General features: G+C 36.0%; 13 protein-coding genes and 1 riboswitch. Of the genes, 8 read left to right on the top strand and 5 right to left on the bottom strand.

Features of this window, described 5'->3' with window-relative positions; genetic code table 11:
- Positions 1-586 precede the first annotated feature (586 nt).
- Positions 587-771, top strand: a riboswitch (molybdenum cofactor riboswitch).
- The 3 genes from moaA to ABVT42_RS01980 all read left to right on the top strand — a co-directional run bounded on the left by moaA (position 762) and on the right by ABVT42_RS01980 (position 3,450).
- The gene (gene moaA, locus ABVT42_RS01990; protein WP_353873421.1) at positions 762-1,745 is read left to right on the top strand and encodes a GTP 3',8-cyclase MoaA; all 984 of its coding nucleotides are present in this window, start codon (positions 762-764) and stop codon (positions 1,743-1,745) included. Its footprint overlaps the riboswitch before it by 10 nt.
- A gap of 6 nt (positions 1,746-1,751) precedes the next feature.
- Entirely contained in the window at positions 1,752-3,029 is a 1,278-nt protein-coding gene (locus ABVT42_RS01985; RefSeq protein WP_353873420.1) for a molybdopterin molybdotransferase MoeA, read from the top strand.
- Positions 3,030-3,135: 106 nt separating this feature from the next.
- Complete coding sequence (locus tag ABVT42_RS01980) at positions 3,136-3,450, top strand: DUF7009 family protein (protein ID WP_353873419.1); 315 nt, start codon at positions 3,136-3,138, stop codon at positions 3,448-3,450.
- Here the strand turns inward: ABVT42_RS01980 and mobA are convergent, their stop codons facing one another.
- The 4 genes from mobA to ABVT42_RS01960 all read right to left on the bottom strand — a co-directional run bounded on the left by mobA (position 3,451) and on the right by ABVT42_RS01960 (position 7,471).
- On the bottom strand, positions 3,451-4,026 hold the full coding sequence (gene mobA / locus ABVT42_RS01975) for a molybdenum cofactor guanylyltransferase MobA (protein ID WP_353873418.1): 576 nt from the start codon (positions 4,024-4,026) through the stop codon (positions 3,451-3,453). It abuts the gene before it with no gap.
- A gap of 133 nt (positions 4,027-4,159) precedes the next feature.
- Positions 4,160-4,888, bottom strand: coding sequence for a fumarate/nitrate reduction transcriptional regulator Fnr (fnr, locus tag ABVT42_RS01970; RefSeq protein ID WP_353873417.1), 729 nt, complete (start codon positions 4,886-4,888; stop codon positions 4,160-4,162).
- A gap of 173 nt (positions 4,889-5,061) precedes the next feature.
- On the bottom strand, positions 5,062-6,444 hold the full coding sequence (gene hemN / locus ABVT42_RS01965; RefSeq protein ID WP_353873416.1) for an oxygen-independent coproporphyrinogen III oxidase: 1,383 nt from the start codon (positions 6,442-6,444) through the stop codon (positions 5,062-5,064).
- Positions 6,445-6,697: 253 nt separating this feature from the next.
- Positions 6,698-7,471: a glucosaminidase domain-containing protein gene (locus ABVT42_RS01960; RefSeq protein ID WP_353873415.1), complete on the bottom strand. Its 774-nt coding sequence runs from the start codon at positions 7,469-7,471 to the stop codon at positions 6,698-6,700.
- Between the two features lie 579 nt (positions 7,472-8,050).
- Here ABVT42_RS01960 and ABVT42_RS01955 point away from each other — a divergent pair.
- The 4 genes from ABVT42_RS01955 to cmoB all read left to right on the top strand — a co-directional run bounded on the left by ABVT42_RS01955 (position 8,051) and on the right by cmoB (position 11,348).
- Positions 8,051-8,743, top strand: coding sequence for a TetR/AcrR family transcriptional regulator (locus ABVT42_RS01955; protein ID WP_353873414.1), 693 nt, complete (start codon positions 8,051-8,053; stop codon positions 8,741-8,743).
- Positions 8,744-8,868: 125 nt separating this feature from the next.
- On the top strand, positions 8,869-9,621 hold the full coding sequence (gene pepE, locus ABVT42_RS01950) for a dipeptidase PepE (RefSeq protein ID WP_353873413.1): 753 nt from the start codon (positions 8,869-8,871) through the stop codon (positions 9,619-9,621).
- Positions 9,618-10,346 carry a carboxy-S-adenosyl-L-methionine synthase CmoA gene (cmoA, locus tag ABVT42_RS01945; RefSeq protein WP_353873412.1) on the top strand — a complete coding sequence of 243 codons (729 nt, stop codon included), beginning with the start codon at positions 9,618-9,620 and terminating at the stop codon, positions 10,344-10,346. Before pepE ends, cmoA begins: the two co-directional genes overlap by 4 nt.
- 18 nt (positions 10,347-10,364) lie before the next feature.
- Positions 10,365-11,348 carry a tRNA 5-methoxyuridine(34)/uridine 5-oxyacetic acid(34) synthase CmoB gene (cmoB, locus tag ABVT42_RS01940; RefSeq protein WP_353873411.1) on the top strand — a complete coding sequence of 328 codons (984 nt, stop codon included), beginning with the start codon at positions 10,365-10,367 and terminating at the stop codon, positions 11,346-11,348.
- Positions 11,349-11,432: 84 nt separating this feature from the next.
- Here the strand turns inward: cmoB and ABVT42_RS01935 are convergent, their stop codons facing one another.
- The gene (locus tag ABVT42_RS01935) at positions 11,433-12,623 is read right to left on the bottom strand and encodes an NnrS family protein (protein ID WP_353873410.1); all 1,191 of its coding nucleotides are present in this window, start codon (positions 12,621-12,623) and stop codon (positions 11,433-11,435) included.
- Between the two features lie 605 nt (positions 12,624-13,228).
- Here ABVT42_RS01935 and ABVT42_RS01930 point away from each other — a divergent pair.
- Entirely contained in the window at positions 13,229-14,554 is a 1,326-nt protein-coding gene (locus ABVT42_RS01930) for an HD-GYP domain-containing protein (RefSeq protein WP_353873409.1), read from the top strand.
- Positions 14,555-14,660: the final 106 nt, after the last annotated feature.

The following is a 14,660-nucleotide window of genomic DNA, read 5'->3' as shown; positions in this document are numbered from 1 at the left end:
ATGCCAATTTCAATCAGTTAATTGGCTCAAGCGATTCAATAAGAATGTTTATTGGTGGCAACCATCATCATGCAGAAATTCAAATAGAATGTGTTTATCGTTAAAGCTTGTCATGTTAACTTAAAAATATTTCGCTAATATGTGGTATACAACATCATAGTAGAATTAAATTATTTTAGTGACAAATTATCAGAAAGTGTTGTTAGTTATTATCGAGCTAAATTAAATTGCCATCTTAATCATTTATTGCAAATATAGATATTTGATAGGGGGATTTTTATCTGGAAACTGACAATAAAAGGAACTTACTGTAAAAGTAACTTACAATAAAAGTGACCGGCCTGAATAGCAATCTACATTCACCCAACGGTTGGCGCTATTTCATAGCGTACATAGTCATTTTTTGTCAATGAGTTTAAACTCTTATTTACACAATCAACCATATAATTACGAGTCAATCAAATGACAAATTTTGACATTATTGGTTTGCTTACCCTTAATATAAACAATAATTTTATTGTGGATATTAATATTGCTAACAATGAATAACTAGCGTTCATTCTCATTTAGCAGTAAGATAAGCAATATTACATTACAACTCCGAGCCTTACTTAACTAAGTTTTATTTTTTATTTCTTGGCAGTGTATCGATGCACGATAAGAATTGAAACAAAATAAAATAAGTTAGTTTGGCCGCAGCAATAACTGCCAGGGTTAACAGAGAAATCGGTTGACCTCCCACATTTGGAAAGGAGAAAGATTTGAATAATCAACTTATCGACCCTCAGGGTCGACAATTTCCGTATATACGCCTGTCAATCACTGACGTATGCAATTTTTCTTGTACATATTGTTTGCCTGATGGTTATCAGGGCGATAAAAAGAAATCTTTTCTTACAGTGAGCGAAATCAAAAATCTGATGACAGCTTTTGCTGAATTAGGTGTTTTTAAAGTCCGTCTCACAGGTGGCGAACCCAGCATTCGCAAAGATTTTGTCGAAATCATTCGTACCGTAAAAAACATCCCCGGAATTCAACAAATTGCCACAACTACCAATGGCTATAAACTTAAACAACGTATTCAAGCTTGGGTTGACGCCGGTCTTACCAATCTTAACGTCAGTGTAGATAGCCTAGATCCCAAGTTATTTCACAGTTTGACTGGGCATAATCGTTTACAAGAAATTCTTGACGGAATTTATTTTGCCCAGACTTTAGCTTTAAAAAAAATAAAACTTAACGCAGTCTTACTTAAAAACATTAATTCTCATCAATTTCATGAATATGAAAACTTGCTCAAAAATAATCGACTTAGCATGCGATTTATTGAATTAATGCAAACTGGCGACAATCTTGAATATTTTAAGCAATATCATGTCTCCGCTGATTTATTAAAAAACCATTTAGTCAACAATGGTTGGATAAGAAAAGAAAAAGAGCCTGGCGCAGGACCCGCTATTGAATATTATCACGAAGATTATCAAGGTACGTTTGGCGTGATAGCACCTTATGATTCTGATTTCTGTGACACCTGTAATCGTTTACGCATTTCAGCGATGGGCGAATTTCATTTATGCTTGTTTGGCGAAGGTGGATTTAGTATTCGTCACTTGTTGAAAGCTGATTCACAAAAAGAAGCCTTAAAAGAGACTCTGTGTCGTTTACTTGGCAATAAACGCAAACAACACTTTTTACATGACGGCAATACTGGTTTTATACCTAATTTGGCTTCAGTGGGAGGTTAAAGCCATATGAATGATAATAAAGATAATCCCTATACAGAAAACTACTTGATTGAGTTTTCACAAGCACTTGATTTAATCAATCAACATGCCTCTCCAATAGAACAAGTATTTATTTCGCTTGATAAAGCACTAACCTGCGTCGCTGCGCAAGATATCAACACCAAAGAATCCGTACCTCCTTTCAATAACTCAGCAATGGACGGGTATGCTGTCAACGCAAGAGACCTGGTTTCTGCGAGCCAACAAAGCCCAGTAAAATTATCATTGCTTGGTACTGGTGCTGCTGGCGAAGATTTACCCCTGAATATTGATAGCAATGAATGTCAAAATAAAGCTTGGAAAATCATGACTGGCGCACCAGTTCCATCAGCTTTTGATAGTGTTATTCCTATCGAAAATACACAGCTAGAAAATAATAGCGTACTGTGTTTTTCACCGGTTAAAGTAGCCGCCAATATTCGTTATGCAGGTGAAGATTTTCAAAAAGACCAGCCACTGATAAAAAAGGGAGAAATTATTAATACCAATAAAATTATGGCGCTTACCGCGCAAGGCATTGGTAATATCTGCGTTTATCAACGCCCTTCTATCGCACTCTTTGCGACAGGAAAAGAATTGGTTGATCACCCTGAACAAACACTTAAACCAGGTCAAATTCGAAATTCTAATACGCCTTACATGGTTAGCTGGCTTAAGTCATTACCTGTTGATGTTTACAATGCAGGAACCAACCACGATGATTCGAAAAAATTTGCAGACGACCTTACTTCAGCACTAAATAAAAATACCAACATCATTATTAGTAGTGGTGCGGTATCAATGGGTGACTTTGACTTCATACCCAAAATCATCAAACAGCTTGGCGGTCAGATTATATTTCATAAAATAAAAATCAAACCAGGCAAACCTATTTTATTTGCAAAATTTCCTAATGGCACATTTTACTTTGGATTACCTGGTAATCCTATTTCAGCAAATTTAGGTTTACGATTTTTTGTATTTCGACTAATCCAACGCCTGCTAGCTCAAGCAGATGAAAAACCAGTTACCGCAATATGCAATGAGGCGTTTACAAAAAGGCCTGGATTTGCAGCGATACTAAAATCATTTGCACAGATTAATCAGCATGCACAGTTAACTTGTAACATTTTACCTGGACAAGAATCATTTAAAATTAAACCACTACTCAATGCAAATGGTTGGATTTATCTGAAAGAATCCACTGAGAGTTTAGCAACTGGGGAGAAAGTCGAGTTTTATCCAACCATACCTTATTGGTTTTAATTGTGTTTATCGTTAATCGACTAAAGAAAAATGGTTGTTTTATTGATTACGGCTATTTGAATTTACTTTAGCTTATTTTTGTTTAACCAACTTACTCATAGCACTTATGTATTTAAAAATTCAATCCGATTGCATCACCTTTAGAGTGAGCCAAGCCGAGGCTCAACAATTATTAAACACCGGAGAAATAAAAGATTCAATCACTCTGAATCCTCTAAACCAAATTCAATATATGGTTAAAACTACCAATAACAATGCTGAGTTACTCTTTGATTTTGGCTCTCAATTAAAATTCACTTTATGTGTTAATAAACAAGTTCTTGAAAGTGAAGTTAAAGACAGACCAAGCAAACAAGGGATTAAAATCACAAGTAGCACTGCGATCAGTGCTTTTCTTGAAATTGACTTAAAATCAAAATAACTAGACCGATTGATAATCTGCCAGATAATTTAAATTTCGAAATGCGGACTCTTCAATATTCAAATTAACTGGCGTTGCCTTTATTTGCTTGAGGAAATCTCTTACACGATAAGTCTTTTGATTGAGTAATTGACTGACAGTGTTATGACAAGATCGATTTAGCAACATACATAAGTAATGCTCTCTTACATCAGTCACTAAATAATAAGCAGAATCAGAAAACTGAATTTGTTGCACAAGTTGATGAATTAATATTTTAGGTAGGAGTGGTACATCGACAGGTAAAACAAATAACCAGTCATTCTTCATAATTTGCAGCCCTTGCTCTATGCCTGCAAGCGGTCCAGCATAACCTTCTCGTTGATCGGTAACAACCAGATATCCATATTGTTGATAAGTTACTAAATGACGGTTAGCAGAAATAATTAATTCTCCTACCTGGTCTGCCAGCCAATCTATTTGATGCTCGATCAAAGGTTTTTGTTGGAATTGTTGTAGTCCTTTATCTTTTCCTTCTAGTCTGCGACCCGCACCACCAGATAATATGAGTCCTGAAATAAATGACTTGTCAATCATTTGCCAAATTCATCCTCATAGAATTGCCTACCAATATAACTCACAGTTCCTCTTAATAAATGAGCTATTCAAATATAAATAATTTAACCTTGAGTACTCAATAAAATAAATTATCTCAAACACTTAAAATCTATTATACATGACAAGATGTACCAGCTAAGGAACTTAAGCCTTCCATATCTTTAATTTGAATATAACGATCTTGAATCGATATGAGCCCTTGCTTTTGCAAACGGGTTACCAAGCGACTTACTGTTTCTACGGCTAAGCCCAAATAATTACCAATATCGCCACGAGTCATGGTCAACTGGAATTCCTTATTGGATAAGCCTCGGCGTTTAAAACGACCAGAAAAGTTTATAATAAAAGCCGCAAACCGCTCGTCAGCATTCTTTTTACTGAGCAACATCATTAAATCTTGCTCTTCGCGAATCTCGCCGCTCATAATCTTAAAAAGCTGCTTTTGTAAGCCGGGCAATTCCCGTGAGAGTGCTTCAAGTTTATCAAAGGGGATGGAACAAACCAGTGAAGTTTCCAAGGCTTTGGCAAAACTAGGATACTGTGTACTGCTAATTGCATTTAAACCAACTATTTCACCGGGTAAATGAAATCCGGTAATTTGTTCCGTACCATCAGAACTGATGGTGTAGGTTTTGAGACTGCCAGAGCGAATAGCGTGTATTGCATCAAATGTATCACCGGCATGGAACAAAAAGTCGCCTTTTTTCAGTACCTTTTTGCGTTGAACAATATTTTCGAGATGTTCGATATCAGAATCAGCTAACATCACGGGTAGACACAATCGTCTAATACTACAGGTCTGACACTTTATTTCACTATGCAAAAAATTATTCGAAGACAACTTTGACCCACCCTTTGTTTTGAATATACAGGTGCATTATACTCAATTTATATATTCAAGGGAGCCAATTTTCACAAAAATTAACGATATTCACAAAATAGAAAAGCCAACAAAATTATCATTTTAATCATTTACTCAATCTATTTGCGCTTAAATAAAGCTGAATCAGTCATTTAGATAACTTTTGAAAAACACCTGATTTCCTGTAACTCATTTAAATAGGCGTCAAATGTCATGCAAATATTACGAATCAGTAATCGGCCTTTAGCAAAGACTTGAATTGAATCGCCTGAATAAGTAATAAGTTTATCTTCAATTAGCGGTTGAAGCATCTTTAGTTCGCGAGAAAAATAGGTTTTAAAATTAATATGATAGCGAGTTTCAATCTGATTTATATCTAGATAAAAGTGACAAATTAAATCAAATATGACATTTTTCCTAATCGTGTCATCAAAAGTCATACTCGCTCCACGCCAAGTGGGTAGCTGACCCTGCTCAAGTAAATGATAATAACTATCAACTTCTCTGACATTTTGATGGTATTGCCCATTCAACGAACCAATCGCAGAAACCCCTACGCCGATTAATTCATATTCCTCGTGTGTTGTATAGCCTTGAAAATTACGATGTAATTGCTGATTATTTTGCGCGATAGCCAATTCATCATCAGGCTTGGCGAAGTGATCCATACCTATATAGCAATAACCGCTTTGTTGAAGTTTATCAATGATATAGGCAAAAATGGCCAATTTCTCCACTGGAGTTGGTAGCTCAGCACTTTTGATTCGACGCTGTGGTTTAAAACGATGAGGCAAGTGTGCATAATTAAAAACAGATATTCTATCAGGAGATATTTGAATAACTTTGTCTAAAGTCGCGGCAAATGTTTCTCGAGTTTGTAAAGGTAATCCATAAATCAAATCGAGATTAATCGAACGAAAGCCATGCTTTCTTGCTTCATTAATTAAATCACGAGTTATTTCAAAAGACTGGATGCGGTTGATCGACTGCTGAACTTTAGGGTCAAAATCCTGAACGCCCATACTCATGCGATTAAACCCCATTTGAGCCAATACTTTAATATCGGTAATTGCCAAAGCCCTTGGATCCACTTCGATAGAGACTTCGGTCGATACATCATCAGGTACATCAAAACAAGTCCTAATAGTATCCATAATTAATGCTATCTGTTTCATTGATAAGTAAGTTGGCGTCCCACCTCCCCAATGAATTTGTTTTAATGTTTTTGCTTTTAGGTGCGAGGACACCAACTGAATTTCGCGGACCAGATTTTCAACATATTGAATGGTTTTACTTTTATCTTTAGTAATGACTTTATTACAAGCGCAGTAATAGCAAATATTTTGGCAAAAAGGGATATGAATATACAGTGACAAAGATTTATCCTGCGCAATATTTTCAAGACAAGTAATATAATCGCTCTGCATATATTCATCGGAAAACTCCAGTGCAGTTGGGTACGAAGTGTATCTAGGGCCAGAAACATCATACTTGTTCAGCAGGTTTTCATCCCACTCAAGCTTTAGTGATTGCAATGACTTCTCTCCCCTTCTCGGTTGTAACTGATAGACATATCGTTAATCAGGTTTCGACTGGTAACAGCAGGTAGCTTAACAGGCTAAATTGAAAAGAGAATGATCTAGATCAGAAATTAATATCCCAGTTTTAACATCGATGTTTTAAATTATAAATTTCATGATTGCAAAAAATGAAATGACTAAAATAGTATGCTTGTTAGTCAGATATTGTTGTGATACCAATTATCTTAATGCTTAAATCACTACATGCTTACTCAAGATTATTTTGCTCTATCATCTGAATTAATTCATTCACATAAGCTTCACGCCGTTGTGAATAGTTAATCAATGTTGGCGCTAGTACTTTTGCGGTAATATTTCGATCTTGTTCACGCAGTGCCAGTCTCAATTCTCGCAACTCCGTATAGGCATGATGAGTGTTTAGATTTTTCATATAGCTTTTTACTGAAGCTTGTGGCGATTCAAATTTTCTTACCTCATGCTTGGCAGCTTCATGCCGACTATTTGGAATGATTCCACACCCTTGGGTATAACACCATTGCCCAAACAAGTTGTATGCCTGTTTGGCAAATCTAGAGCGTCCCCAGGCAGATTCATTTGCCGCCTGAACCAAAACCAATGCTTCAGGAATAATATCAATACGCTTTTCTAATTCATCAATAGTAGTTTGCACCGGCATTTCTAATTCTAGATGATAGCTTTTAGCTAGACGTTCTATTTTTTTTATGGTTGTAGACTGATGGTGCTTAGCGGTGTGTAAATCTGATTTTAACTTATCAAGTAGTGCGCGATCATAGCGGATTTGCATATTTTCTTGCTTAATAAATGGACGAAGAAAATTAAAAAACGCTTTTTTGCGTTCAGCAATTGGCTGGATTTTTGAAAAGTCAGGTAACAGTTCGACCGTTTTATCTGGTTCAACTGTTGGTTGTTGCCGGTGGTGATGTACCAGAATAGCAACTAAACAAAACGTCATAATCAATCCAATGATAAGTGTTTTATCTTTTATTTCTAATGGAATCATCAATCACTCTCGTATTTGAAACCGTTATAATAACCCTGATTTATTTGTTCAAATTAAACCTTAATTGAAACCTTATATTCTCCAACGAATCCTCTTTAAGTGTTAACAATTCAAGCAACAATTTACTCATTTTTAGGGAAAAAAAGGATTTTTGAACAAGAATAATAGCCAAATAAAAACCAGTCATCAGACCAATTCACCTTATATTTCATCGTTAAAACAACAAAAATACCGCTAAAAATGAAATAAATTCGTGAAAAATTCAAAAAATAGCAGCTTAAAGCTGGCTAATTTTAGTGACACAATTCATAAAATATAAAATTAATGCTGAATATTGCCATAGATAAAATAACGAGACAATAAATTTAGTATTTTTTAGCCCTTTAGAATCAAAGACTTAAAATATGAGGTAATTTTAGCCTATTATTTTTGTGTCAAATTTACATCTAGAATAAATACTTGGTTGCTCTATAATCATTTGCCATCAAAGATTTTAATAACGATATCTATTAATAACCAGTAGTAATTAATAAATAAAACTCAATAATCAAATAATAAGAAAAAGGAGAAATTTCAGTCGTGTCTAATATAAAACGAAAACCGGGTAGACCATCGCTTTCAGATGCTCAGAAACAAGAAATTCGCAATGATATTATTGATATTGCCCGCGAGCTTTTTGTTAACGAAGGTTATGAAAGTACCAGTATGCGCAAAATAGCTGCGCAAGCAGGTTTTGCCCCAACAAAAATTTACTACTATTTCGAAAACAAAAAGTCCATTTTGCGTCATTTCTGGCAAGATATCTCAGAAGAGATGTGGGCATTTTGTAAACCTCCTGAGCACATTATGAGCCAGAGTCCTTTAGATGTTATCCGTTATCTGATGAGCCGAAACGTCAGATATTGGTTAGAAAATCCAAAAAGCTTTCAATTGGGCATAGCCACCCAGGATTACAAAGCAGATACGTCAGAAAACTTTGATTTTTACTCAGCACTTGGCACCCGCAGTTATATTGAATTGATGCACAAATCTGTTCAAGCTTGTATTGACGAAGGTATATTCCGTGAAAGCAATGTCATGATCACTTCTCAAATTATCGGTATGGCTGTTTATGGCATTTATGGTGCTTACTACAACTTACCAACCGTTCCTTGGGAAAAATCCGATGAGTTGATTGATGAGGCCATTGAAAACACGCTTAGAGGCCTGATGTTACCAGACGCCGTATCAGTTGAACTGGAGCAACCACAAGAGTTAGCTTTCGCTGGCTGATTAATTAAAGTAATAAAATCTCGAATTAATGTTGTAAGGAAAAATATGTTGATTGATTGTTACTGGAATCTAGGCGAATATATCAGTTAAAATAGCGGCATTTCCTGATTGAAAAGTTAGTTCAAATGTCGCTAAATCTGTTATTACTAAGTAGCTCCCGAGTTGCTGAAACCGCATTTTTGCAACATGCAGTCGATTTAATACAATCTCATTTAGCATCTTGCTTTACTGACAACAAAGATCACCAAAACAAAAAGCTGGTGTTTATACCCTATGCTGGGGTCACCATTAGCTATGACGAATACTTCGAAATAGCCAGACGCCCTTTCGCCGAATTAGGCTACAATCTGTCGTCAATTCATCAATACACCTCCCCCCAAGACGCTATTTTACAGGCTGATGTCATAATTATTGGCGGAGGTAACACCTTTGAGCTGGTTAACCAATTATATAAACATGAATTGATTCCCCTTATCACTGAGCAACTTAAATCAGGAAAACCTTATATTGGTTGGAGTGCAGGAAGTAACATTGCGGCCCCAACGATTCGAACAACTAATGATATGCCAATCGTTGAGCCAGCTAGTTTTAATGCGCTTAATTTACTCCCTTTTCAGATTAATCCACATTACCTTGAAGTCACCATCGACGGACATCAAGGTGAAACCCGGGAACAGAGAATTCGTGAATTTTTAGAGATTAATCCTGGGCAACGTGTTGTCGGCATTCCAGAGGGTACAGCATTGCAACTGTCAGGAAGTCAGTTGAAATATGTCGGCTCTCAAGCAGGTGTCATTTTTTCTTCTGTTACAGGAGAAGCAACAAAAACATTCATAACTTCAACCACCAATATTAACTTTCTTCTTGATACAATATGACGGATAAATCAGATAACTTATTTGCTAAACCGCAGCAACAGCTCCCCTTTCAGTTCGACGAAAAAGTTGCTGAAGTTTTTCCAGATATGATCAAACGATCCGTTCCTGGATATACAACCATCGTTCAACACATCGAAAAATTCGCCAGCCGATTCATTACTGACAATTCAAATTGTTATGACTTAGGATGTTCATTAGGAGCAGCAAGTCTGGCCATCAGTAATGGCAATTTGGCCAACAACGTCAAGATAATTGGAATTGATAATTCCATTGAAATGCTTAATCGTTGCCAACAGCATATTAATGCATTTAAACATAAAACACCGATTGAATTAGTTCATCAGGATATCACCCAAGTTACCATGAATTGTGCCTCTTTGGTTGTATTAAATTTTACGCTGCAATTTATTCCGGTAGAACAACGTTCTAATTTATTAACCAATATTTTTAATAGTTTAAATCATCAAGGCGCATTGATTCTTTCAGAAAAAGTCAGTTTCAAGCAACCTGAGGTCAATAATTTAATCATCGATTTACATCATGAATTTAAAAAAGAAAATGGTTATAGTGATTTAGAAATCAGCCAAAAGCGAAATGCCTTGGAAAACATTCTCATTCCAGAGTCTCTTAACGAACATATTGAACGCTTATTATCGATTGGTTTTTCTAGTGCCACCTGCTGGTTTCAACAGTTTAACTTTGTTTCAATTATTGCTATCAAATAAAATTTAACTCGAGTTTTTATGCTTAATTTACCTGCTTTTTTTCATGATCTTAACCAAACTGACCTGGCTGATTGGCAACCTTATTTTCAACAGATAATTGAGCAACGATTAAATCAATACACACATGGCGAATGGCAGGAATGGGAAGAAATTATTGAAAAGCTTCCTTTGATAAAAACTGAAAACATCGAGTTGAAAGATCAGGTTTCAATAGGCTCACAAAAAGACTTACAACAGCTAAGTCAATTAGAAACTGACAACTTTATTCAAAAGTTAAAGAGATTTCATCCTTGGCGGAAAGGTCCTTACAATTTATTTGACATTCACATCAACACCGAGTGGCGTTCAGATTGGAAATGGGACAGAGTTATCAAACATATTTCACCTTTAAAAAATCGAACAATTTTAGATGTCGGTTGTGGCAATGGTTATCATTGTTGGCGGATGCTTGGAGAAAAAGCACAATTTGTATTAGGCATCGATCCTTCACAAAAATTTTTAGCTCAGTTTGCTATTTTAAAAAAATATATTGGTGAATGTCCGGTTCACTTACTCCCTCTGGGCATCGAAGATATGCCAAAAGATTTTACCAATAATGGGTTTGATACCGTTTTTTCAATGGGCGTGCTATATCATCGCAAGTCACCAATCAATCATTTACTCGAACTAAAGCAACAACTTCGTCCTGGCGGAGAACTGGTATTGGAAACATTAGTTATCGATGGTGATGAACAACAAGTGTTAGTTCCTACTGATCGATATGCTCAAATGAGAAATGTGTGGTTTATTCCATCAGCTAAAGCATTAGAGCTTTGGCTTGCACGTAGCGGGTTTAAAAATATTAGAACGGTAGATATTAATCAAACATCACTTGAAGAGCAGCGCTCTACCGATTGGATGCATTTTCATTCACTCAAGGAATATCTCTCTCCTGATGATATTAATCAAACCATCGAAGGATATCCAGCTCCCAAGCGGGCCACACTTATAGCCACGCTTTAATTCTCACCTTTTTGAACCTGCCACGGTTAAAAAAGTCGATATACAATCCGTTTATAATAAAGACTTTAAAATTGCAAAAGAATGCTAACCTGGCAGGCCATCCGTTCGAGCCCGAGTTAATATGGGGAAAAATTTCACCAGCCATATACTAAACGCAATTACCCAAAGTCCCGCAGAAACCGCATAAGCCAGCATTAAATATTGTTGAAAACCAAACAAAGGAATGAATACACGAATCAGCATTGCAACAAATATGAGTATAAATGCTAACACCAATAAGTTAGAAGCGATGATCGCTCTTCCAGTGTGCCCCATACTGACTCGGCTCATCATCGTTAAAATCATTAATCCAATCGTACCTAGTGTAATCGTATGAATAGCGGCTGATACATTGTTGATAAATCCATAATGATAACTCGCCAACAACGCCAAACCCATAATTAGTGCGCCATAGCCTAAATAAAGTGACCAAAGCATCGGGTTTCTTAAGGATAAGCGAATCGGCCAACGTGCAACACGAATAATCTGCATCAACACCAGAAAAAGCAAGCCAGTACCTAAGAATTGGTTAGTTTTTGCTAATCCATAAATAATCGTCCAGGCGAGCAAAATAATACACAAAATAATTGTCATTAACTCTATGATAGGATTCGGTTTTACTTTTTCAGTTTTTGTTGCTGAAGCCGTGAAGAAAGGAATAATTCGTCCGCCAATTACGGTAATCACTAAAATAAAAAATGCTACAGCCGTATGCAAATAATCGATTAAGTGCTCACCGGATATGGTAGATAAAATACTTAAAATACTAAAACTCCCCATGCCAATTAAGACAATTGAAAAACCAATATTAGTCCAGAGTTTTGTTCGTATAATCATTATTGAATAGATTAAGCAGGCATACCCCCAAAACACAGCTTCAAATATACACGCAGTTACCAAAGCTATTTCATGGTGGAAAAAAAGTGAAGCCCTAGCACAGACCCAGAATAGAAAAAGTGTTACCAATGGCCATCCCCCCATGCCGGGCAAACCGGTCCAATTTTTAGCTGCTGTCAATAAAAAACCAACTAACACTGCACCAGAAAATCCAAATAGCATTTCATGACCATGCCACCAGATAATTCCGCCTTGAGGCTTCAAGATAAAACTACCACTCCAATATAATCCCCATAAAGCAATAATAAGTGTGGAAAATATACCAGCAGCGAGAAAGAAAGGACGAAAAGGTAATCTAAATACGGGAATAAAAAAATTTTGATTGTTTTTTGTAGGCATTCCTTAAACCCTGATTTTAAAACGGCGATATTCAGATAATTCTAGCAACTAAAACCCCGAACAATAACCACTATAAATTTAAGGTCAAAATGCCTATTTTCACCGATTATCTAGTTGCTTAGCTGGCGTTATTAATACAAGACATTAATTTAAAAATTATTATGTTCAAACAGTTAATTGCGTCGAACTTTGTTTCCAATATCAAGTTAATCAATTCATATTTAATAAATGATTTTTTAAAATTAGATTGAATAAGCAAACAATGCTCACGTATACTTATCCAGTAAATCTGATTCGACAATGACCGCCTGCACTTATAAAATGCCTAGTCCAATTATTTGGTTGATGCAAATTTTTTCTTATAAAATTTTTAAATAAAAGTAGAGAAATTAATAAAATAATCAGGAGGTTTGACGCTATATATCGCAAACATCTATTAGTTTGAGTTAACAGATTAAAACAATGTTATGAAACACATTACAGCATTAATTAATGTGAACTTGTTCCGGTAAAATACTTTAGATTCACGTAGCATTAACTAAGTCATACGGAATGTATTTGTTGTCCGGGAAGAATCTAAAGGTAGTGATAAGAGGCCCCGTTTAATGCATTTAACAACCCAAGAAGTCCCAGTGCAAAACCTCGAGATAGGTATGTATGTATCTCGACTGGACGTACCTTGGGTGCAAACTCCCTTTCCAATTCAAGGCTTCTATATAACCAAGCAAGAAGAACTTGAGCTACTTACTCATTACTGTTCAGTCGTTTATATCGATCAGTTTTTAAGCAAAGTCGATGTCACATCAAAACTGTTTTTAGCTAATACTTCACCAGCTAAAAATGGTCATGCTCCTCATCTGGATGCCAAGACCCTCAGACTTATTAATGAAAAGGCCAAGTTTAAACCACGTAAAGAAACCTACACCATCACTCGGGGTCTAAAACGCGAAGTTAAGAATGCTAGCGTGATGTATGATCAGATTATGGGTCAAATGTCATCGATGTATCGCAATATGACTCAGCATGGCTATGTTGACATGCGTGAAGCTCAAAAGGTTTCATCGCAAATGGTTTCAAGTATTGTCAAAAATCCAAATGCGTTAGCTTGGCTGTGCCGAATTGGTGAAAATAACCGGACTCTACATCAACAAGCTGTTCGCAGCGCAGTATGGGGATTAATATTTGCTCGTCATCTTGGATTAGCAAAACAAGACTTGATTGATATATGTACAGCATTATTACTCGCACCTATTGGTAAATGTCAATTACCTAAAGAGTTACTCTATAGCAGACAATCTAAAGATGAAGAATTAGAGTATCAGACTCACATTGAATTGACATTGGCTGAAACCAGTAAAATATTTGCCCAAGCCCATCAGGTTAATTATATACTGTCGGCATATTGTGAAAGAAACAATGGTACTGGCTACCCTAGAAATCTTATTGGTAATCGAATTCCTTTTTTAGCTAGAGTTACCGGGATTTCTGAATATTACGAGCAATTAATTAATCCCTATCCTGGAGCAGATGCTTTAACACCTGTCGAAGCCATTTCTCACTTGTATAATGTGCGTGGTGAATTATTTCAAAAGGAATTGGTCGAAGCATTTATTCAAGCAATTGGCATTTATCCAACAGGGAGCCTGGTCAAACTATCCAATAATGCAATTGCCGTTGTGCTAGAGCAACCTGAGAACTTTAGGTTAAGACCCAAAGTAGCCATTATTACTGACCACATGAATATACACCTTGATAAGCCAAAAATCGTTAATCTTGCTAAAGATCCGGTTGATCATAACGGTGTGCCTTTGTTTATTAGCCAAAGTCTGCCAAGTACCAGCACAGACATTAATGCTAGTGAAATCCATGAAAAGCTTTTCGGCAATGGAAACTGGCTATCAACGCTAGTCCCTTTTAGTAATGCGGTTTAGCCCAGTTACTTTTCGTTTAATTAATAAAAGACCCCACCTAAGATTAATTACAATTAACACCTAAAATTTTTCATCTTTAATTCTGAATTAATCAGTTTATTTAAAA

It is taken from the genome of Aliikangiella maris (assembly GCF_040719265.1).
Lineage (GTDB): Bacteria > Pseudomonadota > Gammaproteobacteria > Enterobacterales > Kangiellaceae > Aliikangiella > Aliikangiella maris.
Note: the sequence above shows the minus strand (reverse complement) of the source record. Positions and strands in the feature narration are given on the sequence as shown.